Source organism: Nocardia vulneris (assembly GCF_001613425.1).
Classification (GTDB): Bacteria; Actinomycetota; Actinomycetes; order Mycobacteriales; family Mycobacteriaceae; genus Nocardia; species Nocardia vulneris.
The window spans coordinates 378,860-404,564 of record NZ_BDCI01000001.1 but is presented as its reverse complement, the minus strand read 5'-3'; the positions used below and the strand labels follow the sequence as shown (position 1 = coordinate 404,564).

The 25,705-nt window shown below is 67.0% G+C and carries 19 protein-coding genes; 8 read left to right on the top strand and 11 right to left on the bottom strand.

The annotated features are described in order from the left end of the window. Positions 1-123 precede the first annotated feature (123 nt). Positions 124-708, top strand: coding sequence for a CGNR zinc finger domain-containing protein (locus tag NVU01S_RS01525; RefSeq protein ID WP_043681282.1), 585 nt, complete (start codon positions 124-126; stop codon positions 706-708). Between the two features lie 56 nt (positions 709-764). On the opposite strand, the gene NVU01S_RS01520 is transcribed toward NVU01S_RS01525, so the two are convergent. After that, positions 765-3,044, bottom strand: coding sequence for a molybdopterin guanine dinucleotide-containing S/N-oxide reductase (locus NVU01S_RS01520; protein WP_052281357.1), 2,280 nt, complete (start codon positions 3,042-3,044; stop codon positions 765-767). A gap of 64 nt (positions 3,045-3,108) precedes the next feature. After that, positions 3,109-3,585 carry a nitroreductase family deazaflavin-dependent oxidoreductase gene (locus tag NVU01S_RS01515; protein WP_043681276.1) on the bottom strand — a complete coding sequence of 159 codons (477 nt, stop codon included), beginning with the start codon at positions 3,583-3,585 and terminating at the stop codon, positions 3,109-3,111. 159 nt (positions 3,586-3,744) lie between these two features. Here NVU01S_RS01515 and NVU01S_RS01510 point away from each other — a divergent pair, with 159 nt between their 5' ends. Beyond that, positions 3,745-4,056, top strand: a complete 312-nt coding sequence (locus NVU01S_RS01510; protein WP_043681319.1) for a hypothetical protein — start codon at positions 3,745-3,747, stop codon at positions 4,054-4,056. A gap of 23 nt (positions 4,057-4,079) precedes the next feature. On the opposite strand, the gene NVU01S_RS01505 is transcribed toward NVU01S_RS01510, so the two are convergent. Beyond that, the gene (locus NVU01S_RS01505) at positions 4,080-4,556 is read right to left on the bottom strand and encodes a DUF1772 domain-containing protein (protein WP_082032433.1); all 477 of its coding nucleotides are present in this window, start codon (positions 4,554-4,556) and stop codon (positions 4,080-4,082) included. A 267-nt stretch (positions 4,557-4,823) separates the two neighbouring features. Here NVU01S_RS01505 and NVU01S_RS01500 point away from each other — a divergent pair, with 267 nt between their 5' ends. The 4 genes from NVU01S_RS01500 (at position 4,824) to NVU01S_RS01485 (ending at position 10,051) form a co-directional block, all read left to right on the top strand. Continuing rightward, the gene (locus NVU01S_RS01500; RefSeq protein ID WP_043681272.1) at positions 4,824-7,139 is read left to right on the top strand and encodes an MMPL family transporter; all 2,316 of its coding nucleotides are present in this window, start codon (positions 4,824-4,826) and stop codon (positions 7,137-7,139) included. An 87-nt stretch (positions 7,140-7,226) separates the two neighbouring features. Next, a complete protein-coding gene (locus NVU01S_RS01495; RefSeq protein WP_082032429.1) occupies positions 7,227-8,165 on the top strand; it encodes a TIGR03621 family F420-dependent LLM class oxidoreductase in 939 nt (312 codons plus the stop codon). A gap of 363 nt (positions 8,166-8,528) precedes the next feature. Continuing rightward, positions 8,529-9,854, top strand: a complete 1,326-nt coding sequence (locus NVU01S_RS01490) for a family 1 glycosylhydrolase (RefSeq protein ID WP_043681271.1) — start codon at positions 8,529-8,531, stop codon at positions 9,852-9,854. Then, entirely contained in the window at positions 9,851-10,051 is a 201-nt protein-coding gene (locus NVU01S_RS01485; protein ID WP_043681270.1) for a hypothetical protein, read from the top strand. Before NVU01S_RS01490 ends, NVU01S_RS01485 begins: the two co-directional genes overlap by 4 nt. 6 nt (positions 10,052-10,057) lie before the next feature. Here NVU01S_RS01485 and NVU01S_RS01480 read toward each other — a convergent pair whose 3' ends face one another. Further along, positions 10,058-10,756: a TetR/AcrR family transcriptional regulator gene (locus tag NVU01S_RS01480; RefSeq protein WP_043681269.1), complete on the bottom strand. Its 699-nt coding sequence runs from the start codon at positions 10,754-10,756 to the stop codon at positions 10,058-10,060. A gap of 164 nt (positions 10,757-10,920) precedes the next feature. On the opposite strand from NVU01S_RS01480, the gene NVU01S_RS01475 reads away from it, so the two are divergent. Continuing rightward, positions 10,921-12,642: an FAD-dependent oxidoreductase gene (locus NVU01S_RS01475; RefSeq protein ID WP_043681267.1), complete on the top strand. Its 1,722-nt coding sequence runs from the start codon at positions 10,921-10,923 to the stop codon at positions 12,640-12,642. A gap of 99 nt (positions 12,643-12,741) precedes the next feature. Here NVU01S_RS01475 and NVU01S_RS01470 read toward each other — a convergent pair whose 3' ends face one another. Genes NVU01S_RS01470 through NVU01S_RS01440 form a run of 7 tightly spaced genes read right to left on the bottom strand, consistent with a single transcriptional unit; the run spans position 12,742 to position 24,963 of the window. Next, on the bottom strand, positions 12,742-13,047 hold the full coding sequence (locus tag NVU01S_RS01470; RefSeq protein WP_014984873.1) for a WXG100 family type VII secretion target: 306 nt from the start codon (positions 13,045-13,047) through the stop codon (positions 12,742-12,744). Between the two features lie 28 nt (positions 13,048-13,075). Next, positions 13,076-13,885, bottom strand: coding sequence for an ESX secretion-associated protein EspG (locus NVU01S_RS01465; RefSeq protein ID WP_043681264.1), 810 nt, complete (start codon positions 13,883-13,885; stop codon positions 13,076-13,078). Beyond that, positions 13,882-16,446: a hypothetical protein gene (locus NVU01S_RS01460; RefSeq protein WP_052281353.1), complete on the bottom strand. Its 2,565-nt coding sequence runs from the start codon at positions 16,444-16,446 to the stop codon at positions 13,882-13,884. Before NVU01S_RS01460 ends, NVU01S_RS01465 begins: the two co-directional genes overlap by 4 nt. After that, on the bottom strand, positions 16,439-22,345 hold the full coding sequence (locus NVU01S_RS44710) for a WXG100-like domain-containing protein (RefSeq protein WP_063048034.1): 5,907 nt from the start codon (positions 22,343-22,345) through the stop codon (positions 16,439-16,441). The genes NVU01S_RS01460 and NVU01S_RS44710 overlap by 8 nt, the downstream gene beginning before the upstream one ends. A gap of 12 nt (positions 22,346-22,357) precedes the next feature. Next, positions 22,358-22,852 (bottom strand): YbaB/EbfC family nucleoid-associated protein, encoded by a 495-nt coding sequence (locus NVU01S_RS01450; RefSeq protein ID WP_052280713.1) that lies wholly within the window; start codon positions 22,850-22,852, stop codon positions 22,358-22,360. A gap of 34 nt (positions 22,853-22,886) precedes the next feature. After that, complete coding sequence (locus tag NVU01S_RS01445; protein ID WP_167829396.1) at positions 22,887-23,264, bottom strand: WXG100 family type VII secretion target; 378 nt, start codon at positions 23,262-23,264, stop codon at positions 22,887-22,889. Positions 23,265-23,307: 43 nt separating this feature from the next. Beyond that, positions 23,308-24,963 (bottom strand): hypothetical protein, encoded by a 1,656-nt coding sequence (locus NVU01S_RS01440; protein WP_043672302.1) that lies wholly within the window; start codon positions 24,961-24,963, stop codon positions 23,308-23,310. Positions 24,964-25,200: 237 nt separating this feature from the next. Here NVU01S_RS01440 and NVU01S_RS01435 point away from each other — a divergent pair, with 237 nt between their 5' ends. Beyond that, positions 25,201-25,665 (top strand): YbaB/EbfC family nucleoid-associated protein, encoded by a 465-nt coding sequence (locus NVU01S_RS01435; protein ID WP_014984866.1) that lies wholly within the window; start codon positions 25,201-25,203, stop codon positions 25,663-25,665. Positions 25,666-25,705: the final 40 nt, after the last annotated feature.

The window sequence follows — 25,705 nt, the reverse complement described above, 5'->3', positions numbered from 1 at the left end:
TCGAGCGCGAAACGATATGCGGGCATGAGACCTCCTCCTAGAACCGTCTTAGCTAGTTCGTGAACCATCTACGACGGTTCTAACATGCGTCGAACGGGCTCCGCAACCGTCTATGGTGGTTCCATGAGCGCTCGGTTCCCCGAATTCCGTCTCGGTAGCGTGCTGGCAACCAGCTTCACGGGGACACTGTCGGAACGCCGCGGCGAACCCCTGGAACGCATCCCCACTCCGCGCCGACTCGTCGACTGGCTGGTGGTGAACGACCTCCCCGTGGAGTCCTGCACCCCCGACCAGTTCGAACTCGCCCGCGAACTGCGCGAAGCGATACACGCCGCCGCGACCGCGGCCGCCCTGCACGAGCCCCTCCCCGCGACCGCCCTCCGGGTCATCAACGAGCGCAGCACGCAGGGCCGGGCCACGGCCGTCTTGACCCCCGAGGGCACGCGGCAATGGCGACTCAGCTCCCCCACGTGCGTCACCGACGCCCTGGGCGTGATCGCCGCCGACGCGATCAGCATCATCGCCGGGACACGCGACGGCAGGCTGGCCCTGTGCGCGTCACCGACCTGCCGCGCCGCCTTCTTCGACACCAGCCGCAGCCGCACCCGCAGATGGTGCGAGATGAACACGTGCGGGAACCGCGAGAAGAAGGCGCGTTTCAACGCCAACGAACGCAAATCGCCGCAGCGGCAGAACAGCAGCGAATAGCCACAACACAGACCTGGGCGCTCGGCCGCGCCGCCACACGAAACCTGTTGCGCCGCTTACCGAACGATGGCAGGCGCCTGCGTGACGGTCAGCGGCGGAAGTTCGCCTGCATACCGTTCGACCTCCACCAGAGACAACTGGCCGGTGCAGCCTTGGGACAGCGTCGAGGAGGGCCGGTCCGGCGTCAAAGCATTCGGATTGCCGTGCCGGCAGAAGGTCGGATCGGCGGGGTCGGGGTCGTACCACGCACCGGTCGACAGCTGCGCGACACCGGGACGGACCGCATCGTCGACCACGAGCCCCGCCAGACAGCTGCCACGTCGGCTGACGAGGCGCACCACGTCGCCCGAGCGCAGACCACGCGCGGCCGCGTCCTCCGGATGCAACCGAACCGGTTCGCGCCCACCGACTTTCGTGGACCGACTGAACTCACCGACGTCGAGTTGACTGTGCAGCTTCGACCGCGGCTGATTCGCGACCAACTGCAACGGGAACTCCGCGGCGTCCGGCGCCCCCAACCATTCCTCGGGCTCGAGCCACACCGGATGCCCGGGGCAGTCGGAATAGCCGAAACCGGCGATGGTCTCGGAGTAGATCTCGATCTTGCCGGTGGGCGTGCCCAACGGGAACCGCTCCGGATCGGCCCGGAACTGCGCCCCGAGCACCTGGTCCGGGTCCGGGATCGGCAACTCCAATTGCCCACTCGCCCAAAAAGTGTCGAAATCGGGTAGCGCATGGTCGGTGAACCGCAGCCGCCACTGCTCGTACAGGTGCCGCAACCACTCCTCGACCGTGCGCCCTTCGCCGAACTCCTTGCCGACCCCGAGCCGCTCGGCCAGGTCGACGAAAACGGCGTAGTCGTCGCGCGCCTGACCGTGCGGCCGGGTGAGCGCCTTCATCGCGAAGAACACCCGGTCGTTCTCGCCCGCGCCGTAATCGTCGCGCTCGATCGACATGGTCGAGGGCAGCACGATATCGGCGTGCCGGGCGGTCGCCGACCAGAACGGATCGTGCACCACCACCGTCTCCGGCCGCGTGAACGCCTCGCGCAACCGAGCCAGATCCTGGTGGTGGTGAAAGGGATTCCCGCCGCACCAGTACACCAGCCGGATATCGGGATAGACCAGACGCTGACCGTTGTAATCGAACGGCCGACCGGGCTCGAGCAGCATATCGGCGATCCTGGCCACCGGGATGAATGTCGTCACCGGGTTGAGCCCCTGCGGCAGCCGCGGCGGCGAGAACGCCCGCGCCGGCTCCCCCAGACTCGCCGCCGAACCATACCCGTGCCCGAAACCACCACCGGGTAAGCCGATTTGGCCCAGCATCGCGGCCAGCACCACACCCAACCACAACGGCTGCTCACCGTATTGCGCTCGTTGCAGCGACCAGCTGACCGTCACCAGGGTCCGCGCCGCCGCCATCTCCCGCGCCAGCGACCGGATCCGCTCGGCCGCCAACCCCGTGATCGGCGCGGCCCACTCCGGCGACTTCACGATCCCGTCCGCGTCCCCGCGCACGTAGCCGAGGAAGCGGTCGTAGCCGACGGTGTATTTGTCCAGGAACTCTCGATCCGCCGACCCGTCCGCGTCCAGCACCTGCGCCAGCGCCAACATCAGCGCCGCGTCGCTACCGGGCCGGGCCGCGATCCACTCCGCCTGCGCCTCGGCGGGAATATCGTCACGCAACGGTGAGACGGACGCGAAGCGGCAGCCGCGCGCCCGCGCGGCCGCGATCCAGCCCTTCGTATTGTGCCGAGACACCCCGCCCGGCGAGACCGCGGCGTTCTTCGGCGACAACCCGCCGAACGCCACCACCAGCTCCGTGTGTTCGGCCAGCACCGATTTCGAGGTCGCCTGCTGCATCACCCAGCCGAGATCGCCGATCACGTACGGCAGCAGCACCTGCGACACACCCAGGCTGTAGCTGTTGACGTGATACACGTACCCGCCGAGGCAGTTGAGGAACCGGTGCACCTGACTCTGCGCATGATGGAACCGTCCCGCGCTCGCCCACCCGTAGGACCCGCCGTACACCGACTCCGCCCCGTGCTCGCGATACACCCGGCGCAGTTCGCCGGACAACAGCTCGAGCGCGGTCTCCCAGGACACCGGCACGAACGGCTCCGCGCCCCGCCCCGGCGCGCCCGGCCCGTGCTCGAGCCACCCCTGCCGTACATACGGTTGATCGATCCGCGTCGGATGATGTTGTGCGGAAGCCACATTGTCGATCAACGACATCGGCTCCGGATCCTCGCGCCACGGCCGCACCGCCGTCAGCCGCTCGCCGTCGCTGTCCGCCTCGAAGGCTCCCCAGTGCGTCAGATGCGTGGTCACCAACTCACCGTAACCGGGCCCGCCGACAAACGGGGTGCCACCGAATCCACCGTTGCGACGCGAATCAGCGCCGACGCAACAAGAACATCCGGAACTGCCGGCCACCGGACAGCTCGTACTCCATCTCGTACCCGGGCCAGAACTCCACCGCCAGATCCCACGCGGGTTTACGCTCGACGCCGGTGAGCTCGGTGACCGTCACCTCGAACTGCGCGCCGCCGTGCCGGACCGTGGCCGTCGTCGCGGCCCGCAGATTCGCCGACCAGGCCGGATGTTTCGCACTGCCCCAGTTCGAGCCGATGACCAGGAAGTCCTCGCCCCGCGGCACATACAGCAGCGACGTCGTGCGCGGGGTGCCGGTCTTGCGTCCCGCGACGGTGATCTCGATCGACGGCAGCCCGGCCAGATCCAGCACACCCTTGCGTCCGCCGGTCCAGCGCCGAATCGTCCGCTCCACCGGCAGCACGACCGGCGCGCCCCGCATCACCCAGCGTTGGCGGGCCAGCTGTCGAGCGAACGACGGCAACGGATTCGACACCATCCTCGAATCCTGACACGTCTTCGTCCGCCACCGGCCCCGCCAGGCCGGGACGAGGGCGATCTCACATCAGCCCAGGCCGCAAAGTCGTTGACGGACAACACCACACACCGATCGCCGAATCCGGCCCGAATCCCCGGCCCGGAGCGGACGATGGAAACCATGGACGACTCCGCCACCGGTCCCGCCGCGGCGGACAGCGCGCGCCGCCACGACATCCGGCGCGCCGCGACGGCCGAAGCCGGCAAGCACACCGTGCTCATCCGCACCCAGCGCTCGGGCCGCATCCTCAGCGCCCTGATGATGCCGTGGTTCCGGCTGCGCCCGCCGCGGGGCTACGGCGTCCTCACCCCCACCGATTACGGCGAATGCGCCGTGCACCGGCGCGGCCTGCCCTCCCGCGCCAAAATCCAAGAGCTGCACCGATACTGGTTCGACACCGGCAACCCGCTCGTCATCGAACTGCACCCCTGAGCCGCCGGCGCGCAAGCTCATGGTCAGATCAGGGCGATCGCGGCGGTCAGACCGGCCAGAGCGATGGCTTGCAGCGCGACCCGCGCGTGGATGACGCTGTCCCACTTGTCTTGCAGCGCACGCGCATTCGGCGGGGTGATACCGGCTTGCGCCGCCGCGGTCTGCACCGTGTTGACCGGCTTGGCGACGCGCACGTAGATGAGCAACCAGATCACCAAGGCGGCCACCGCGATTCCCGCCGCGACCGCCGCCGCGACCTGGCCGCCGAGCGCCGCCAGCACGACCGTGAGCACCGCGGTGAGCACACCGGTCACACCGAACACCGGCATCCGGCGGTCACCGTAGTAGTGCCCCCATCCCGCCGACTCGGTCAGGGTGCTGTCGTCCAGCCGCGCGTACACCGCACGCGTGACGAGGGCATAACACGCGTCGGTGCCGTAGATGACCGCGTTCGCGAGCACCGCGACGATGGCGGCGACCTGAGCGACTGTGCTGAACATGAGGGACTCCATCCGTAGATCTAGCGTTGCTACTCAATCTAGCATTACTAGATATACAAGGCGCAACCCCGAATCGAAGGCAACAAGGAAAGCCGCAGAGCTATTACCCGGCAACCACTTTCCGGCGAGCAGTCCCGCACCGCCGGTACTTTGGAGAGCGCGCACATCGGGCGCGACCCACCGGAAAGGACCCAGACACTTGACGATCGGTGCCTCGAGGCCGCACACCACCCACCCGTCCGGCCGGCACCGCCGGAGGGGCTGCTGATGTTCGCACGCTGGGGGGACCTCGTCCATCGATTCCGGTTCATCGTCATCGCCGTCGTCGGCGCCGGCATGCTCGCCCTCGGTGGCTACGGCTACGACCTCGGGAATCATCTCGGCGCCAGTGGCTTCGACGACCCGACCTCGGAATCCGCGCACGCCGCCCGCACCGCCGACGCCGCATTCGGCCGCGACCACAGCGCCGACGTCATCGTGCTCTACACCGCGCCACCCGGCGTGCCACTCGACGATCCGGACTTCAGTAGCAAGATCATCGACAACCTCAACCGGCTCCCCCGCGAACATCCGCAGATCGACCGGATCAACGGCGCCTACTGGCAAACCGAGAACGCCCCCGCCCAGCCGAGCTTCTTCGGCAAGCCCGAAAAGAACCGCGCCTTCGCCTCCATCGCCGTCAAAGGCGACAACGACACCGACATCGTCAACAACTTCCGCGCCGTCAAAGACGCCTTCTACATCCCCGGCGTCGACGTCCAGGTCGCCGGACTGCAACCGGTCGCGGGCGCGCTCACCGACACCCTCGCCGACGACCTGCACCGCATGGAACTGCTCGCCCTGCCCGCCGTCGCGATCCTGCTCTTCTTCGTCTTCGGCGGCCTCGTCGCCGCCGCGCTGCCACTGGTCCTGGGCGGCCTCACCATCATCAGCGCCAACGGCATCGTCCGCTTCATCACCGAATTCACCCAGGTCAACTCGTTCGTCTCCAGCGTCGTCACGATGATCGGCCTCGGCCTGGCCATCGACTACGGCCTGTTCATCGTCAGCCGCTTCCGCGAAGAGATCGCCGAAGGCTACGACACCCCCACCGCCGTCCGCCGCACCGTCATGACCGCGGGCCGCACCGTCGTCTTCTCCGCCACCATGATCGTCACCAGCCTCGGCGGCATGCTCTTCTTCCCCCAAGGCTTCCTGCGCTCGCTCGCCTACGGCTCCATCGCGACGGTCTCCCTCGCCGCGCTCTCCGCGATCACCATCCTGCCCGCGATCCTCAGCATCCTCGGCCCGCGCGTCGACCTGCTCGGCGTCAAACGCTTCAGCCGCAGCAAAACCGCCGACGAAGTCGAGAACGGACTCTGGGGCCGCACCACCCGCTGGGTCATGCAGCACCCGACCAAGATCGCCATCCCGATCAGCATCGGCCTGCTCATCCTGATCATCCCGGTCAAGAACATCGCCTTCGGCACCTTCAGCGAAACCTACCTACCGCCCGACCACACCACCCGCATCGCCCAGCACGACTTCGACACCACCTTCCCGCTGCGCAAATCCGACCCCGTACAACTCGTCTTCGTCACCGAGGAGACCGACGAGAACCGTCAAGCACACCGCAACGCCATCGGCGCGGTGATCAAACAGGCGAACCAGGCACCCGGCCTCGCCGAGCAAAAACCAGGTGTGCCAGGCCAATTCGCCACACCGAAAGCCTCGACCAGCCAACCCGGCGTATACCGCAGCGAAGCCACCCTGGCCGACTCCACCGACACCGACGCGGCCAACGCCACCATCGACTACCTGCGCTCGATGGACGTACCCGACGACATCACCGTGCTCGTCGGCGGCCAGCCCGCGATCAAGAAGGACACCATCGACGGCATGCTCGGCCGCATCCCGTTCATGGTCGTCGTGGTGCTGCTGCTCACCACCCTGCTCATGTTCCTGACCTTCGGCTCCCTGGTGCTGCCGATCAAGGCCGCACTCATGAGCGTGCTCGGCCTCGGCTCCACCCTCGGCATCCTCACCCTCATCTTCATCGACGGCCACGGTGCGAGCCTGCTCAATTTCACCCCGCAGCCGATCCAAGCCAACGTGCTCATCCTGATCATCGCGATCATCTACGGGCTCTCCACCGACTACGAGGTATTTTTGTTGTCCCGCATGGTCGAAGCGCGCGCGAAGGGCGCCACGACCACCGAGGCCATCCGGATCGGCACCGCACACACCGGCGGCATCATCACTGCCGCCGCACTCATCCTGCTCGTCGTCACCGGCGCCTTCGCCTTCTCCGACCTGGTGATGATGCAGTACATCGCCTACGGCATGATCGCCGCGCTCTTCATCGACGCCACCATCCTGCGCATGCTCCTCGTGCCCGCGGTCATGAAACTGCTCGGCGACGACTGCTGGTGGGCACCGGCCTGGATGAAACGCCTCCAGCAACGCGTCGGCCTCGGCGAACCCGTCCTCGACGACGAACATCCCACCACCCGCGGCATGGCCGACCTGGTCGAGACCACACCGGTCACCGACCCGGTCACGGTCCGGCTCCCTGTCGTCGAGGCCGACCAGGTCCGCCGCTGACGACCTGAATCTGCTGTCAGCAGACCAACGTTCGGTTCGCGCGCCCGACGAATTAGCGTGGGCACCCTTCGAAATGGGAGGTCGAATATGCCCACACCGATCAAGTTCGCCATGGCTGCCGACGTGATCAGCCTCGGCTCGCTGCCGGACTTCGCCCGCGGCTGCGAAGCCGACGGTTTCGACGCGCTGATGGTCCCCGACCATCCCGGTGCGTTCGCCGCACCGTTCGTCGCACTCGCCGCCGCAGCGACCGCCACCTCGACGATCAAGCTCGGTACCAATGTCGTCAACGCGGGCATGTGGGAACCGTTCCTGCTGGCCGGCGAGCTCGCCACGCTCGACCTCGTCTCCGGTGGGCGCGCGGTGTTCGGGATCGGCGCCGGGCACACCCCGGCGGAATGGACCATGCAAGGCCGCGAACACCCTTCGGCCGCAGCGCGAGTCGCGCGCATGATCGAGGTCGGCGACACGACCCGCCGGTTGCTCGCCGGTGAAACCGTCACCTTCGCCGGGGACCACGTGCGGCTCCAGGACGCGGTGCTCGACCGGCCGCGCCCGATCCAGACGCCGATCCCGGTCCTCGTCGGCGGCAACGGAGACCGCGTCCTGCGCTACGCCGCCGAAATCGCCGATATCGTCGGCTTCTCCGGGCTCGGCCGCACCCTGCCCGACGGACACCGCCACGAAACCCGCTGGAGCCGAGCCGAGATCGACGCCCAGGTCGCGAAGGTGCACGAGACCACAATCACGAACGGGCGCACACCCGCCCTCGAAGCCCTCGTGCAACACGTCGAGATCACCGACGATGCCGAGGCCGCCTGCGCGCGCTTGGCCGCCGAGATACCGACCACGACGGCCGCCGAACTGCTGAGTGCCCCGTACGTGCTCATCGGCACGGTGGACGAGCTGGTCACTGAGCTTCGTGGTCACCAACAGCATTGGGGTTTCGATCGATTCGTGATGCGAGCGCCCGCACGAGCGGCGGGTGCACAGCTGCTGCAGGCGCTCGCCGCGACGGAGGCATAGCAGGCGGCCGCACCTCTCTCCTCAGTGCTGGTGAGTTGTGTGGGAGGTGCGGTGCCGTTGTTGGGTGATGTGTGGTGGTTGGTCCGAACAAGAGCTTTATATAGTTGAATGCGCATATCTACGTAAGTAGATGTTTTTTTGTTCCCATAACCCGATGTGCTCGCTTACCCAAACTGATCTCCGCTACCGACGCGGTCTTCCGCCCAAACGACACTCGCGCTCCTCCAGCCCGCCGACCGGCCCGACCACTGCCCTCGCTCCCCTACTACGGCTTACGACGGCGATCACCCCGAAACGGACATTCGACCAGTTACGCTGTCCCCCAAGGTTCCCAGCGCCCCATCGCGGTGAACAGGAGTTCTGATGCGAGCACAGCGTCGTCACTACTCGGCCGGCCTGATCGTCGCCGCCGTCGCCCTGCTCGTCGCGGGCACGGCCACCGCGGGCGCCCGGCCGGAACCACCCGCATGGATCGCTCCGCTTGGCGCCGAGTTCCTGTGGGGCGTCGCCGCTTCCGGCTACCAGGCGGAAGGCCATGCACCGGACAGCAATTGGTCCCGCTACGTCGCGGAGGGCAAAACCGCTGACCCATACGGTGATTCGATCGACTTCTACACCCGGTATCGGTCGGATATCGCGTTGGCGGCCCAGCTCGGTGTCAAGGTGTATCGGATCGGCCTCGAGTGGGCGCGCGTACAACCGCGGCCCGGCACTTGGGATCCCGCGGGTCTGCGCTTCTACGACGAGGTCGTGGCCGCCATCGTCCAGGCCGGTATGCGGCCGATGCTGACGATCGATCACTGGGTGTATCCGGGGTGGGCGGTCGATCGCGGCGGCTGGCGCAATGCCGGCATCGTCGAGGACTGGCTGACCAACGCGCGCGCCCTGGTCGATCGCTACGCGGCGCGCGACCCGCTGTGGGTCACCTTCAACGAGCCGACCTTCTATATCGTCAACGAGCTACGCAAAGGCGGTTTGCCGCCCCTCGACGTGCCCGCGATGCACGATCGGATCGCGCAGGCGCACAACGGTATCTACGACTACATCCATCAGGTGCAGCCGGGCGCGCTGGTCACCAGCAACGTCGCGTACATCCCCACCGGCGAGGACCTGATCAACAAGCCGCTCATCGACCGCATCGGCGCACGCCTGGACTACATCGGCATCGACTACTACTACGGCCTGTCCCCGGAATCGCTGCTGGCGGGCCCACCTGACTTCGAACGACTGTGGACACAGCCGCTGCAGCCGGAGGGCATCTACTACGCCTTGCAGCACTACGCGCGGCAGTTCCCGGGAAAGCCGCTCTACATCGTCGAGAACGGCATGCCGACCGAGAACGGCGCCCCGCGCGCCGACGGGTACACCCGGGCCGACAATCTCCGCGACACCGCCTACTGGCTGCAACGCGCGAAAGCCGACGGCATGAATCTCCTCGGCTACAACTACTGGAGCCTCACCGACAACTACGAATGGGGCTCCTACACACCGCGATTCGGCCTCTACACGGTCGATGTCCGCACCGACCCCACGCTCACGCGCAAGCCGACCGACGCGGTCGCCGCCTATACCGCCATTACCGAGGAGGGCGGCGTACCACCGGATTACCGGCCCACCCGAGCGCCCGAGCCCTGCTCGTTCGTCGACGCTCTGGCCAGCTGCACCGACCCGGTCACCCTCCCCCGATGACCGAAACCCCGGATCCCACTTCGATGCTGCGCCGCTGGGCAGATTCCGGCGCGATCTGGCGGGTACTCGCGCGCACCACCACACGGGTGACCGTCGGCCTGTTCGAGTGCACCGGTGGCCAAGAAGTCGACCGCATCACCTCCACCGATCCTGCCCTGCTGCGTTTCCTCGGCGATCGTTGGAGCAGCGAGGACTGACCGTGTTCAGCGCCGGTGGCCGAGCATGTCCAGCAGCGCGTCCACCTGCTGGTCGAACAGGTCGGTGCGGTCGGTGAAGGTGTCCGTGCCGTACATGTCGAAGACGTCGGCGCTCACGGCACCGAAGAGGCTCGCCCAGAAGGTGATGCCACGGGCGAACAGCCAATCCGGCAGGGGCAGTTCGAATTCACCGCGGATCCGGTCGAAATCGGCTGCGAGGGTGGCCGATACGGCGGACTCGGGCTGCGGGGTGGTCAGCTGACCGGCCAGGTAGGCGCGGGCGAACAGACCCTGCAAGGTGGTGATCACCCGGGTGCCGGGCGTCATCGTCTGCTCGGCGGGCGCGTCGTAGCCGGGCACGGGCGTGCCGAAGAGCAGCCCGTAGCGGGCGGGTTCGGCCTGCGCCCAGCGGCGCACCGAGTGGCACAGGGTGCGGATCTGTGCGATCGGGTCGTCGGGCGCCGTCGCCAGATCGGCGTCCACGGCGTCGCCGAGCGCGTTGTAGCCGTCGATCACCAGCAGCGTGAGCAGTTCGTCGCGGCTGCGCACGTAGCGGTAGACCGCCGAGGACACCACACCCAGATCACGCGCGACGGCCCGCAATGACAAGGCCGCGGCCCCTTCCGAAGCGAGATGCTCGCGGCCGATGCGGACTATGTCGTTCATGGTCTGCGCTCTGGCGCGCGCACGCGGGGTCGTCGGCATACCCCACCGTGCATTATTCAGAGAGCACTGTCAACAATAGCGAGCGCCGCTCTGTGACATACCGGGCGCGGAAACGAATCGGCCGGAGCCGCCCTGGTTCGGCGCACAAGCTACTCGGTAGTAGTGTTAGCCGAGTCACTGGCGACACTATCGAGGAGTTCACCATGGACCAGCGGACGACGGATTTCGACGTCCTCATCGTCGGCTCCGGCTTCGGTGGCAGCGTCACCGCACTGCGGCTGGTCGAGAAGGGCTACAAGGTCGGCGTACTGGAGGCGGGCCAGCGGTTCGCCGACGACGAACTGCCCAAGACCAGCTGGGAACTGAAGAAGTTCCTCTGGGCGCCCAAGCTCGGCTGCTACGGCATCCAGCGCATCCACCTGCTGCGCGATGTGCTGATCCTCGGCGGTGCGGGCGTCGGCGGCGGCTCGCTGAACTACGCCAACACGCTCTACGTGCCGCCGGCGCCGTTCTTCCAGGACGCGCAGTGGCGCGAGATCACCGACTGGCAGGCCGAGCTCGCGCCGTACTACGAGCAGGCACAGAAGATGCTCGGCGTGGTGCGCAACCCGCACATGACACCGGCCGACGAGGTGTTCAAGCAGGTCGCCGAGGACCTCGGGGTCGGCGATACCTTCGTGCAGACGCCGGTCGGGGTGTTCTTCGGTGAAGCTGGAAAGACCGTCGCCGACCCGTATTTCGGCGGCGTCGGGCCCGAGCGCACCGGCTGCATCGAATGCGGCGACTGCATGGTCGGCTGCAAGTACGGCGCCAAGAACACCCTCGTGAAGAACTACCTCTACCTCGCGGAAAAGGCGGGCGCACAGGTCATTCCGATGACCACGGTGACCGATCTGCGGCCGCATCCGGACGGCACCTGGGATGTCTCCACCGCCCGCACCGGCGCCTGGCTGCGCAAGCAGCCCAAGACCTACACCGCCGCCAACGTGGTGCTCGCCGCGGGCACGCGGGGCACGCAGAAGCTGCTGTTCGAGATGCAGGACAAGGGCGCGCTCACCGAGCTGTCGCCGCGCCTCGGCCAGCTCACCCGCACCAACTCCGAATCCATCGTCGGTGCCGCGACCAAAAAGGTCACGCCCGGTGTCGATTTCACCAAGGGCGTGGCGATCACCTCGTCCATCCATCCCACGCCGGACACCCATATCGAGCCGGTCCGCTACGGCAAGGGCTCCAACGCCATGGGCCTGTTGCAGACGCTGATGGTCGATGGCGGCGGCCGGATTCCGCGCTGGCTGCGCTTCCTGGGCCTGGTGCTGCGGCATCCGATGAACCTGCTGAGCTTCCTGAGCACCAAGAACTGGAGCGAGCGGACCATCATCTCGCTCGTCATGCAGCACCTGGACAATTCGATCACGACCTACACCAAGCGCGGGTTGTTCGGCCGCAAGATGACCAGCAAGCAGGGCCATGGCGAACCGAATCCGACGTGGATTCCGATGGGCAACAACGTGACCCGGCGGGTGGCCGAGAAGATCGGCGGCATCGCGGGCGGCAGCTGGGGCGAGATCTTCAATATCCCGCTCACCGCACACTTCCTGGGCGGCGCGGTGATCGGCGCCGACGCCGAGCACGGCGTGATCGACGGCTACCACCGCGTCTACGGCTACCCGACCCTGAGCGTCGTCGACGGCGCGGCGGTATCGGCGAACCTCGGCGTCAACCCGTCGCTCACCATCACCGCCCAGGCCGAACGCGCCGCCGCCTACTGGCCGAACAAGGGCGAGCTCGACACCAGGCCGCCGCTCGGCGCCGGCTACCAGCAGATCCCGCCGGTCGCCCCCGCCAAGCCGGTCGTGCCCGCGAACGCCCCTGCCGCACTGGTACTTCCGATCGTGCAGATCAGGGAGACACCGGCCGCGGGCTGAGGTTCCCCCGGACGCGCCGTCCGGATGCCTGATTCCACCGTGGATCTCGGCATCCGGACAGCGTGGCCCGTCAGCGCTAGTGCGCGAGCCGAGGCGCGATCACTTCCCGCCGTCCATGTCGTCCATCTTGGTCGCGGCGTCGCGCATGCCCTTGCTGAACTTCTTCGCGGAGTCGGCCATGTTGTCGCCGCCGGTCAGCAGGTTCTTCGAGGATGTGCCGTAACCCTTGTCGCCCTTGACGAATTTGTCGCCGTAGTCGTCGCTGCCCCACGGTTCGCCTTGGGCGTTCAGATTGTTCCGCAGGGTGGCGATGATGTCGCCGGTCTTGCCGCCGACCCCGTCCATTTTGGTTGCGGCCTGCCGTAACAGCGCGGTGTCCACGCGGATTCTGCGATTCTCGGTCATGATGCTCTCCTGCCCTACTGCTCCGAACTCAGTATCGGTCCTCGGGACGTCCTGTTTCCCAATGTGATTCGACACGTTCCATCAGGTTGTCGATGTCCTGCTGGATCCGCCACGCCAGTAGCCGTCGGCTGATGGCGCGCGCGACCGGGTTCTCGTCCAGCGACATCACGTACCGCCCGTCGCCGGCCACGTCGCGCCACATCAACGTCGTCTCTTGAATTCCGCGCGGACCGTACTTCGAACGGCCCTGCGCCACTGTGATCACACCGGTCAGGTCGGCCCGCTGTTCGAAGAATTGCTGGGTGCGGTACACCGGCCGATCCTCGATATCGTCCTGCACGAAGCTGCGCCCCCAGCTCGGTGCGATGTGCTCCTGCGGGTCGGTGATGATCGGAATGTCCGGCAGGCGACCGGCTTCCACGTTCGGCAGGGAACGCACCACCGCGACCCCCAACGATTGCGGATCACACTCGGTGACCACGACCATCGGCGAGTCGTAGGTGAGATCACCCAACGCCTGTTCGAACACGAACCCGTGCAGACCTGCCCGTCCGGCATGCACGCGCAACGCCTTGCTCGTGTCGTTGGCGTCGTGCTCGTCCCAACTACGCGCCAGCACATACAGTTCGGGCGCGCTCAGCACCTGGACCACACCGTTGAACGAGCCGTCCAAACGACGCTGCAGCTCTTGCCACACCACGCGTTTACGGCGCTCCAACTCGTCGGTCATCATCGTCTCGTCGCTCTGGAAAAGCAGCGGCCGCGGCATCGACCCACCGCGATACTGGTCGCACAGCACCAGGAATTCGAGCGCGGTGAACTTCCACTGCTGCGTCACGGCTCGATCACCGGCTTCGACCGTGCGATGTCCGGCCCGAGGGCGTCATCCATGTTGTTCACCGAATCGAGGAACTTGCCCCGCTTGTACTCCCCGCCCGCGCCCTGACCGCCGGGCCCAGGCCCAGGGCCCATGGGCATGCCCGCAGAGGAGGCACCGGGTCCGGGCGCGGATTGCGCCATGTTCACGCTGGGGTTGATCGCCGCCCGCGGGAACAACTTCGACGAATCGGCCGGGTTGGCTTGGGTGTGCGCGTTGAGCGGCGTATTGATGTCGCCACCGGGGCCGGGCCCCGGGCCGCCACCGCCGGCGAGTCCGGCACCGTTCTTCAGCAAGGTCGACAGATCGCTCGGGACCGCGTCGCTGTAGGACGCCATACTCATCGGCTGCAGTTCGCCGAGACCCGGGATGCCGAGCATGCCGTTGGACGCCAGTCCGGCGATCATCTCGGTGCCGGTCTTCACAACATCGCCGATCGTCTTCGTGATCCCGCTCAATCCGTCGGCCAGCGCCTTGATCAGGTCCGCGCCGCCCGGCGTCTGCGGCAGCACCCGGCCGAGATCGCGCAACGTTTCCGGGCTCAGGTTCCGCAAGGTCTCCGGATCCAGGTTCTTCAAGGTTTCCGGGTTCAGGTGCTTCAAGCCCTCGGGGCTGAGACCGTTCATGATGTCGGCCCCGAACCGCTTGAGGTCCTCCGGACTCATCCCCTTCAGCAGATCGGAACCCAGCTTCTGCAAGCCCTCCGGCGTCATCTGCTTGAGCAGTTCCGGGCTCAGGCCACCGAGCAGCCCCGCGCCGATCTTCTGCAACGCCTCCGGACTCAGATCCTTCAGCGGATTCTCGCCCCGGAGCAGCTTGTTCAGCAGGTCCTCGGGCGAGCCCTTGGGCGGCTGGCCACCGTTCGGCTGCTTCGTCGGCGGATAGTCGGGCTTTCGTTGTTCCGGGACCTTCTGCTGCGGCTCCGGGATATTCGGGATGTTGTGGTTCGTGGGTCCGGGTCCGCTGCTGCCGCTCTGGCCCGAATTGCCGCTGCCACCGGAATTGTTGCCCGAGCTGTCCTTGCTGCCATCGCCGCCACCGTAACCGGAGGGGTTGACCTTCTTGTTCTCCGGACCCGGCCCGCTCGACCCGCCGCTGTTCTGGCCCGCGCTGTCGCCTAGCCCCTGCTTGTGACCGTCTTCGTAGCCGCCCTTGTAGTTGGGGCTGTTCTTGTCGATGTTGCCGGGGCCACCGCTACCACCGCTGTTGCCGCTACCCCCGCTGTTTCCACTGCCGCCGCTGTTGCCACTGCCACTGCCGTTGCCGTTCCCATTGGCCTTGGCTTTGGCATCCTCCAGCCCCTGCTTGTAACCGTCCTGGTAGCCGGCCTTGTACTCGGGGCTGTTCTTGTCGATATTTCCGTTGTTGTTTCCGCCGCCGTTGTTGTTGCCGCTGCCGTTGTTGTTGCCGCTGCCGTTATTGTTGCCGTTCCCGTTGTTGTTGCCGTTGTTGTTCCCGTTACCGCCACCGTCGTTCTTCTTCTCATCCGGCTTCTTCTCCTCCGGCGGCGGCTCCTTGACCTTGCCGACCCCGACCACCGGCGGCATCGCCTTCACCGCACCTTCGATGCCCGGCCGGTAGACGGCGGCGTACGTTGCGCGATAGCCGTCGAGCCAGCCCTCGCGCTTGCATTCCGGGTTGGTGTACTCCCACTTCTGACCGGGAGTGTCGTTGTACATGGCGTAGATCCACTTCGAGCAATACACCAGATTCGTGCTCAGATTCGTCATCGTGTCGACCAGAGCCTTGGAACCTTCGGTGAAACGCGTCACCGCCTTCATAGCGAGGTCGGCACCGTCACCGGTCCACATCTCAGCCTTGACCTGCTTCAGATAGCCGTTCAGCTCCTCCAGGTCACCGCCTAGTTTCTCCGCCAGCCAGCTATACCGGAAACCGGCGTTGTATGCCGTATGGTCACTGCCTTCCAGCGCTTGCCGAAAATCGTAGAAGCGATTCCAACTCCAGCCTTCACCCGCTTCGATCGCAATCGGAGTGCCGCTGTCCGCGCTCGGCGGTGGCGGTGGCGCAGTGGGATGCTCGCCGCGTCCGGGAGGGCTCAGATTGCTCGGCGGGTCCGCCTTCGGCGCGATCTTATCGACCTTCTGCAGGTCACCGATCTTGTCGAACCCGGCCTTGTTGGTGTCCTCGGTCGACAAGTAGAACTTGCACGAACGGATGAACGTGTCACCCATGTCCTCCATGGTCCATTTCATGAGATCCATGGCTTCGATGACATCGGTGGCCTTCTGTTCGAAACGTCGCGTCAGCGACTTACCACCGGTTTCATCGGAAAAGTCCCGCATCTTGTCCATGTACGAGTCATGGATGTACTGCTTGTACCAGTCGAGCTTGCCGATCATGTCGTGGCAGGCCTGCGCGCACAGGGCGAAGACTTTGGGATCGAGCCCCACCGTGTTGGCCTTCAACCCGCCCGCGTCCGCCTTCGCGCGCAAGTCCTTCCAGTCCTGACGACTCGTCTTGCTGTTGTCGTCGATCGTCGAGCCCTTTTTCTCGTCAGCCATCTGTGGTGCTCCTTGTGGTCTTCGTCGTCGTTCGCGTGTCGATCACCGGTTCGGTTACCGCGGCCGAAGCCCCCAAAGTGAAGGGGACATCGGCGGTTTCGTCGGGTCCGGCACGCTGCTCGGGTGCCTCGAATGGCGAGGGCAGCAGAAACGGTTTCGGTGCTTTGCGCTGTTTGTCCTTCTTGCGCGGCCGGCGGGACTGTTTCGGCGGCGATCCGGCGGCATTGCCGGAAGATGCCGAGCCGGGCGACGTCGCCCCCGGTGGCGTCATGCCGGGCGACGCCATGCCCGGAGACGCCGGAGTCCCGGTGGGCGAAGACGATCCCGACTGCGCATGACCGTCTTGCAGCGGGGACGCGGGCGGGCGCAGCGGTGTCGTCCCGTGCGTTCCGTCCCGCTCCGATGCGGACTCTCCGTGCTGCTCCGGAATTTTCGAATGCTCGGGTCCAGACGTTTGATCCGAGTTCCGCGCCTCGCCCGCATCGGTTCCGTGCGCGCCCGATCGCTCACCGGAGCCCGGTGCGTTCGACTGATCGCCGCTACCGGTGTGCCCGGACGAGTCCGCGCCATCCTTCGTGGTGGTGCGATTGTCGGCCCCGGAGGCGTCCGCGTTGTCGCCGACACCGGGGTGCTTGCCGGGCGCATTCGAATTGCTCTCGCCACCAGTGTTTCTCGAATCACCGGGCTGTTGCCGATCCGAACCATGCTGCGCACCGGTGCGATCCGAGGTCTTGCCGCCGTCGGTCGTGCCCGATCGCTCCGACGCACCCGTTCGGTCGGCACCGGTCGAATCGTGCTGTTGGCCTGAGTTGTTTCCCGTGCCGGGGCGGCTCGAATAGCCGGACTGGTCCGAGCCTCGCTGCTGACCTGTCCCGCCGGTACCCGTGCCGCCCGTACCCGTCACGCCGGCACCCGCGCCGCGGAGTCGGTCGAGGGCATCCCGCAGCGCGGACACGTCAGGCCGGTTCGTGCCGCCTGCGGATGACGAGCCCGAATTGCCTTGGGGGCCACCGAATGGCGACTGCATACCGGTCCCGGAGCCCAACCGCCAGAAGTCCGGCGACGGCCCGTCCGGGTCCGTCGCCTCGCCCGATCCGGTCTGCTCCGACGGCCCGAGCGAGCCCTCCCCGCCCGGCGGCAGCATCCCGTCCGCGCCGTGCAGGTTCTGCAGCATCCGCGACAACATCTCCGGGTCCAGTTGCGGAGGTTGCTGCTCCTCCGGCGGCGTCTGGTCGCTGCCCGACGAGTCGCGATCGGCACCGGCGGCGCCATCGTCGCCGGATACCTCGCCGTCACCGGAATCGCGCGGGCCGTCGGCGCTGGAACCGCCTCCATCGCCCGACCCGCCGGAACCACCGCCATCCCCCGACTGCCGACGGTCGTCGTTCCGGCCCGGTCCAGAACTCCGAACGTGCTCCTCCGGACCAGGATTCACCGCTCCGTCGGCACCCGACGGCCCCTGCACCTCCGTGTTCGGCGGCCCCGACTGATCCCGATCCTGCGGCCCCCAGTAGTACTCGTCCGACGGACCCCAATAGTCCTGATCCGGCGAACCCCAGTAGAACTGCTGCGCCGGATCCCAAGGCAGGTCGTCCGGCGGCACCTGCATGCCCTTGTACTTCAGCTCGTCCTTGTATTCCTGCGGAATCCAGTCTTCGGTGTCCGGCGCGGTCGGCGCGTTATAGGGATCGGGCATCGGATCGTTCTCGGTGATGCGAGGCGGTCGTGGTTTGGCAGTGAGGTCCTGGCCCTGGACGTAACCGCTCTGCGGATCGGCCGGTGGCGCGACGGCGCCGTCCGGGTCGGCGACGTGCACCTTGTTCTTGTCGTCGACCGTCCAGGTGGTCCCATCCGGCCTGCTGCCCCACGCGGTCTGATCTTCGGCGGTGACCCGAACAGCCCCGTCGCCGCGGATCTCGCGCATCTCGGTGCCGTCGACGAAAGCCGTTCCGTCCCTGAGAATCCCACGCACGGTGCCGTCGCCATCGGTAACACTGACGCCACGCGGCCCGATCTCGGAGACCGACCCGTCTTCGTGCACGACCCGCAGACCCTGCGGCGTGCGTTCCAACTGCGCGCCGTTGGACAGTTCGATCGGCTTGTTCAACTGTCGCGACTCGGTCTGCCCGTTCGGCGCGGTTACGCGCACCGAGCCGCGCGGTCCACGCTCGTACACGGTGCCGTCGCTGTCGAACACCTTGGTGCCCCTGGGTGAAGACTCGAAGCCGGTGCCGTCGGGCCGATCCATCTGGATGGTGCCCTGCTTGCGTGGACCGTCCTGATCGAACCCGCCGAGCCGATCACGCAGCCCGATGTTCAGGGTGTCGTTGTGGTCGTAGTGGAGCACGGTCCCGTCGGGATGCTCGGTGCGCCCGCCGCCCTCCACGTCCCTACCGTCGAACACCACATGTTTGGTGTTGTCGGGCAGTTCGACCGTGACGGCGCCATTGGGTTCGACGGTCTGCTTGGTCCCGTCCGGGCCGGTGATCACGGTGGGCCTGCCGGGCCCGGACTCGACCACGGTGCCGTCCACCTTGTGCACGGTCTTCGCACCGGTGGGCGAGAGGAATTCCGTTGTACCGTCCGGCTTCACGGTTGTGGTCCAGCCGTCCGGCGTCTTCGTCCGCACCGAGCCGTCCTCGAACACGGTGTGCGAGACCTGATCCGGCCGGGTGAAGGTCGGCGACTGGATGCCGCCGCGCTCCCCTGCCTTGCCGCCGGTGCGGTCCGCCGGGCCGGTGCCGTCCGGGCCGACGAACACGATCCCGTACTCGGCACCGATCTTCATCAGCTGCGGATCGTCGGGGCGCCCCACCAGGATCGACCCGTCCTCGCCGATGACATGCCGGGTGCCGTCCGGCGACGTGACGACGACGTTGCCGTCCCCGTCGCGTTCCCGACCGGCCTGGTCGTTCGGCACGACGTACACCGTGTCGTCTGGCTTGGTGACCACGGTCGGGCCGTCCGGGCGGGTCTGCACGCTGGTGCCGTCCGGATCGATCCGGGTCCGGTCGTCCCACGGCGAACGGAACTCCGCGCTCCCGTCGCGGTTGACGGTCGTCGTCGACCCGTCCGGTGCGGTCGTGCGCACCGAGCCGTCGGGCAGCACCGTGTGCTGGGTGCCGTCGCCGCGGCCGAAACCGAACTCGCTGCGGGACGGCCCCTTCGGCGCATCGGATCGCGGACCAGGTTCTGCCACAGTGTGATTGCCGTTGTTGGGCACGAACTCGACCGAGTTGTCCGGCCCGATCTTGACCAGGGTCGGGTCGTCGGGGCGCCCGATGACGATGTTCCCCTGTGCGTCGACCCGATGTTCGGTGCCGTCGGGCGAGGTGATCCGCACCTCGTCCCCTTCGCGCACCCAATTGGGGTGTTCCCCATCGCCTTCGAAGACCCGGTCGCCGCGGCCATCCGGGACATCGGTGTCGTGCCCGCGCGGTCCACCCGGGTCCGAAAGCTGGTCCGGTCGAACGGAGGGCCGCGGTGCGGGCCGATCGCCCTCGGGTGCCGGAGTCGGGCGCTCGCTCGGCCGCTGCGCCGAACCGCTCGCCGACGAATCGGCATCATGCGATCGAGGCGGCACACCCGCGCTCACGTTCGGCTCCGGACGCCGCACGGCGGGCGACTGATCGCCGTGGCCGGGCTGTGGCATGCCGGGACGCGGCTGTTTCGGAACGTTCGCATTCGGCTCCGCGGGCGGACGATGCTGCTGGCCCTCGGCGTTCACGCCGACAGTGCGCCGCTGCGGCTGGTCCGAGCCGCTCGAATTCTCCGACCCAGCGGACGTCCGTGGCGACTGACCCTGAGCACTCGAACCCGATTCCGCGGCAACGGGTGAACGTGGCGGCGCGTGGGTCGAACCCGCTTCCGCAGCGACAGACGACCGCGGCGGCTGACCCGACCCGCCCGAACTCGCATCCGATCCAGCAGACGAGCGCGGCGACTGTCCGGTGCCGCTCGAACCGACCTCCGTCCCAGCGGACGTCCGCGGTGACTGGCCTGAACCGCTCGAACCCGCCTCAGACGCCGACGCCGGCGGACGAAGTGGTTGTCCCGATCCGCTCGAACTCACATCCGACGCGCGCGGCGACTGTCCCGAGCCGACCGAACTCACGTCCGACACCGCGGACGACCGCGGCGACTGACCCGAACCCACCGAACTCACGTCCGACACCGAAGCGGGCGGACGCGGCGGTTGTCCCGAAACACTGCCCGTTTGCGAGGACGCCCCCGACGACGGGTGGCTGCCGTCCGTCGACGGCAGACGTTGCCACTGCGCCGAACCATCGCCACCGAGCACCGGACGTGCACCGAATTGGCCACCGCCACTGTTTCCGGAACTGCCCACCGACCGTTCGCTCGGCGGGCCGATCACCGACGAATTGCGGCTGTCGCCGGACAACGAGCCCGACGAGGACGAACCCGAGGGCGACGAGCCGTTCGAGACGGATGAATTACCGTTGTGCAACAACGGAGTCGAGGATGCGGGGAACGCACCGCGGCCGTCGCCGGAGCCGAACGACCGGTTCGTCGACGAACCCGACGACTGCGTGTCACCGTTGCGGCCGCCCTGGGATCCGTTGCCGGAGGACGTCGAGCCGTTCCGACCGGAATCGCCGAAACCACCCGGCTGGCTGCCGTTGTGGGTGTTCGCCGGGTATCCCTGCCCGTTGGTCGAGTTGCCGTTCGAGTCCCTGCGCTGGCCACCGTCGGGAGACGGATCCAGCGATCCCCCGGCCCGGTTGTCGGTCGACCCCGCGGGGAAGGTCGCGGGCGGCTCGTCGTAGCGCGATCCGTTCCCGCCGGGCGGCGGCTGGGACGAGGTACCGTCGCCGCCGAAACCATCACGGACACCGTTGTTTTCGAACCTGCCGTGGTCGAACGAGGAACCGTCTCGCCCGGGTACGTGATTCGTCCCGCCCGGGGACTTCCAGTCGATCTCGAAGCTCCGGTTGTCGAGCCGGTTGATGCCGACGAAACCCTTGAAGCCGCCCGTGATCCCGCCGCGGGCGGCGCCGCCGACCCAGCCGGCCGGGTTGCCGAGCGTCCCGGCCCAATCACCGGTGACCACCGCGGCACCGATACTGCCGAAACCGTATTCCACGGTGCCGGAACCGATTCCCACGACCGCGCCGTTCAAGCCCCGCACCCACGGGTTACCGATCTTGTCCCCCGCGAACTTGATCGTGTATTTGTTGATGCCGTTGGCTGCGATCCGGCCGAACGGCGCACCGGCGCCGCCGGAGACCACGGCCGCGCCGAACTGCTCCCAGCCGAAATGCTTGCGATGCCCGGCGGCCATCTGACCGAGTTGCACGGCGGCGTCCATCCCGCCGGAGATCAGCATGGCCTCGAGGATCTTCAGGATCCAGTTCTTGCTGAGACCGGCGAACTTCTCGCCGAAGACCGACAGCACCTTCGCCAGAATTCGATTCTGCAACTGCGTCCGCATGCGGCGCAGGGCGGTTTGGGTGGCCACTTGCGCGGCCGCCTCCTCGATGGGTGCGGTCGGCGGAAACTTCCACGCCCAAGCGATTTCGATGGCCAACGCGATCAACGAGATGATCGTGGTGAGCTTCGCGGCTTCGATCTGCGTGCCGAAATCGAAGGTGGCGTCGGAGATTTGATCCATGAACTTCGCCAGCGACTCCATCGACTGATCACCGACGAGCATCTGGTCGAACATCGCGGCGATCTTCTCCCCGCCCGCGCCTTCGGGGTAGGCGGCGACCGCGGTACGTTTGGCGTCTTCGATATCCGGGATCACCGTCCGCAGCGCGGTGGCGGCGTCCTTGTAGGCGTCCGAGACCGCCCAGACCTTGTCCTCGTCACCCTCGGGCCACGCACCACCGGCGATCCAACCCAACCAACTCAACTCTGGCGGCAGATACAGACTCATCCCGCAACGACCTCAATCGTCGAGATCACTGACCACCGACCGGCGCCCGCGCGGCTGCACGTCACCGAACACCGTGCTCTCGTCGTCGTACCGGCGTTCCGGGGAATTCGGCGGTGCGGTCGACACCACCGGTGGGGTCGGAATCATCGACCTGGTATCCGGGACGCCCTCGATCAGGTCCGACAGGTGCGGCAACCTGGCCTTGCGCTCGCGCAACGGCTCCATCAGCAGTCGGCCCTGCTCGTGCACCTTCTTGGCGGCGGCCTGCACGGCCTCGGTCATCGCCCCGGCGATCTCGCTGTGGGTCAGGTCGCCGATATCGTCGGCGAACTTGGTTTCGATCAGAATGCCATCGGCATTGACGGTCACCGTGATCCGCTTGTCGCACGCGGTCACGGTCGCGGTGAGCCGGGCACGGTCGCGATGCAGCTTCGCCAGACCCTGCATCTGTTCCGACATCGCCTCCATCATCATCGCGGCATCGGCCCGCAACCGCTCATTCGCCACCAGAAGCCTTTCGATCGTTTCGGATCACGTCCGCCTAGCCGCGTTCCATTCGATCGGGCTGCGTCTGCCGCATGAGCGAGACCATTCGTTTGGCTCGCGGCCGCAGGTTGTCGGCCATTTCCTGCTCGTTCTCCTCATACAGTTTCGCCGAATCCCGCAGATTCTTCGCGTTCGCTTCGAAAACCTCGGCGACCTTGGCGATGGATTCGAAAATGCTGTCGCGGTTCTTCTTGTATCCCTTTTCGCCGTCGGCGAATTTTTTACCGCTCTTGTCGTTACCCCACGCCTCGCCCTTGCTGCCGGTGGTCGACTTCAGCGTGTCCAGCAGGTGCTTCGTCTTGTCGGCGACGTCCTCGAATTTCGCAGCGGAAGCGCGCAGCCCGGTTACCTCGATCTTGACGGGTTTGGTCATCATGCTCCTTTGGTTGCGACGTCGTCGTGGGTCTGGCCTTCTGTCAGCTCATGAGAGCCAGGCCCGTCCTCGTCTGCCGCTCCATGAAGCGTTGTTCGAACCCTTCGGAGTAGACCGACGGTGGCATCGAGGAGGACGACTGTTCGATCACTCCGTCGTCGGCGATGTAGAAGAGGGCGCGGCCGATGGCGATCTCGTCCGGTTCGGTGGGCACGAAGACCATCCAGCCGACCTCGAGGCGCTCCGCGGTGAGCTGATCTAGCGGATAGCCGGTGGGATCGACACCGAGGCCGAGGATGTGCGCCCGCACCAGCGAGATCGCCCGGTCCTGCGGCAATCGCTCGATCACCGTCGCGGTGAGGCCGGCCAGCGACAGCTGGTACATGGCGCCGTCGATATTGTCGCCGAACCCATCGAACAGGGCGGTGAGGGTATCCCGGGTCACCACACCGGCTTCGGCGGCCGCGACGAGGGTGATCGCCGCCTGCCGCTGCTGCTCGGTCGGCTCGTCGACCGCCACGCCGCACACGATGTCGGCCACGGTCTGCGTCGTCCACACGCCCGGCACGGCGGCGCTGATCTGCTCGGCATCCGGTGAATCCGCGCGGTGCCAGCTGCCATTGGACCACCAGTAGCAAAACGACAGCATGCCTTGCGCCGCACGGGCATTGAGCACCTGATTGGCCACCCAGTCCGGCGCGCCCGCATACAGGTCGGGCAGTTCCGCGCCGTCGTTGTACGCCGCGTCGAGTTCGGGCGCGTTCCACACCCCGCCGGAGAGCACCGCCCGCCCGCCGGGCAGCACGAACAGGGTGGATCCACTGCGCGCGGCGCCTTCGAAGATGCCGAGCGACGGGCGAATTCGCGGGCCGAGCCCGGAGCCGACGGCGACGAAGGCCGCGGCGATCGTCGCCCAGCGGGCCCACAGCACCGGCAGCGGCGGCAGGTCGTCCCGCGAGAGTACAGCGGCGATGTTCGCGTCCCGGTCGGCGCGGGCCTGCGCGGCGGCCTGCTCGGGCGAACGCCACTGGCGCTCGTCATGGTAGACGTAGGCGGCCAGCCACACCGGGATTCGCTCGCGCGGAAACGCGGCGAGGTCGGCCTGATACGCCTCGGCGGTCAGCAGTTGATCGTCGGGGAACGGGTCGTCGCCATAGTCATAGTCGACCTCGACCTCGCCGGTGGCCTCGAGCTGGACCACCATCCGCCACCAGGGCCCGTCACCGAGCTGCGCGGAGACATCACGATGCAGCAGAACGAGTTCGGTGACCGCGGCAGGCGGCTCGGCGCGGGACACTTGCTCGTCGTCGTCGTAATACAGCACGTAGGCCACGCCACCGGCGACCGTGAGCGCGAAGACCGCTTCCAGCGAGCGCCACCCTTCCGGGCCCGCCACGCCGAGTTCGCGCGCGATGCGGTGCGCCAGTTCGACCGCTTGCTCCTCGACGGCTCGCTCCGCGAGCGCCGCCGATTCGGTGGCCTGCTCTTCTTCGGCCGACCGCGCAGCCGCCGGCTGCGTCGCGTCGCCCGGGTCCGGTTCGGGTACGTCGGAGTCGGCGGGCGGCTCATGCCCGTCGGCCTTTGGTACGACGGGATTATCGGCCGCCCGCGCGCTGGGCGGGACAGCCCCGCCCAGCCGGAAGCCGACGTCGACAGCGTCGCCTTCCCCGGCCTGGTTCTGCTGCTGGGGATCGTTCATGTGCTGAATTCTTTCTCCGCAACGCCGCGTCGAGCATGTGCCACTGTTGGGATTCAACACCATGAAGGTCAGTCCGGAATAATATCCGCGTAACAGCGCACAGCCAGGGCATAACTATTACCTCATAAGGACATAATGGCGGTATTTCCGACAACACGTCGTGATAGGTTCACGCAGTAATCGATGCGTACCCACGTATCGCGGACTCACATTTCTTCGCGGCAGGAGGAACTCGACGTGCACAACGAGCGAATCAAGGGCGACGTCACCGACCTGCTCGATACGGTCAATCAACACATTCGCTCGATCGCCGAGGTGCAGCAGAAGCGCGTCGAACTCACCGCCACCGCCACGGCGGGCAAGGGCCGGGTACGGATCACCGTCAACGCCGACGGCGTCGTCATCGACACCGAGTTCAGCGACGACATCGACGATTTGGACTATGACGAGATCGCCGACGCGGTCACCGAGGCCACCCAGGATGCCGCCGCCGAGGTCGCCCGCAAGGCCGAGGAGCTGATCGCGCCGATCCGCGATACCCGTTCCCGGCTGCCGAGCTTGTCGTCACTGGTGGAAGGCCTGCCCGACGTCCGGACGAAAACGCCGGAGCTGCAACGGGCGTCGTTCGAATCGCTCGCCGCGCGGCAGGAGCGTGCGGCCGAGCCGCAGGCCGGGCCGTGGTCGGTCACCGACCACGACTGAGAGTGGCCGGTTGTCGTCCATGACCGCGCGCACACGCGGC

Coding starts and splice junctions, on each gene's coding strand:
- NVU01S_RS01525 (WP_043681282.1), top strand. CDS start 124: ATGAGCGCTCGGTTCCCCGAATTCCGTCTCGGTAGCGTGCTGGCAACC.
- NVU01S_RS01515 (WP_043681276.1), bottom strand. CDS start 3,585: ATGGTGTCGAATCCGTTGCCGTCGTTCGCTCGACAGCTGGCCCGCCAA.
- NVU01S_RS01510 (WP_043681319.1), top strand. CDS start 3,745: ATGGACGACTCCGCCACCGGTCCCGCCGCGGCGGACAGCGCGCGCCGC.
- NVU01S_RS01505 (WP_082032433.1), bottom strand. CDS start 4,556: ATGTTCAGCACAGTCGCTCAGGTCGCCGCCATCGTCGCGGTGCTCGCG.
- NVU01S_RS01500 (WP_043681272.1), top strand. CDS start 4,824: ATGTTCGCACGCTGGGGGGACCTCGTCCATCGATTCCGGTTCATCGTC.
- NVU01S_RS01495 (WP_082032429.1), top strand. CDS start 7,227: ATGCCCACACCGATCAAGTTCGCCATGGCTGCCGACGTGATCAGCCTC.
- NVU01S_RS01490 (WP_043681271.1), top strand. CDS start 8,529: ATGCGAGCACAGCGTCGTCACTACTCGGCCGGCCTGATCGTCGCCGCC.
- NVU01S_RS01485 (WP_043681270.1), top strand. CDS start 9,851: ATGACCGAAACCCCGGATCCCACTTCGATGCTGCGCCGCTGGGCAGAT.
- NVU01S_RS01480 (WP_043681269.1), bottom strand. CDS start 10,756: ATGCCGACGACCCCGCGTGCGCGCGCCAGAGCGCAGACCATGAACGAC.
- NVU01S_RS01475 (WP_043681267.1), top strand. CDS start 10,921: ATGGACCAGCGGACGACGGATTTCGACGTCCTCATCGTCGGCTCCGGC.
- NVU01S_RS01470 (WP_014984873.1), bottom strand. CDS start 13,047: ATGACCGAGAATCGCAGAATCCGCGTGGACACCGCGCTGTTACGGCAG.
- NVU01S_RS01460 (WP_052281353.1), bottom strand. CDS start 16,446: ATGGCTGACGAGAAAAAGGGCTCGACGATCGACGACAACAGCAAGACG.
- NVU01S_RS44710 (WP_063048034.1), bottom strand. CDS start 22,345: ATGAGTCTGTATCTGCCGCCAGAGTTGAGTTGGTTGGGTTGGATCGCC.
- NVU01S_RS01445 (WP_167829396.1), bottom strand. CDS start 23,264: ATGACCAAACCCGTCAAGATCGAGGTAACCGGGCTGCGCGCTTCCGCT.
- NVU01S_RS01440 (WP_043672302.1), bottom strand. CDS start 24,963: ATGAACGATCCCCAGCAGCAGAACCAGGCCGGGGAAGGCGACGCTGTC.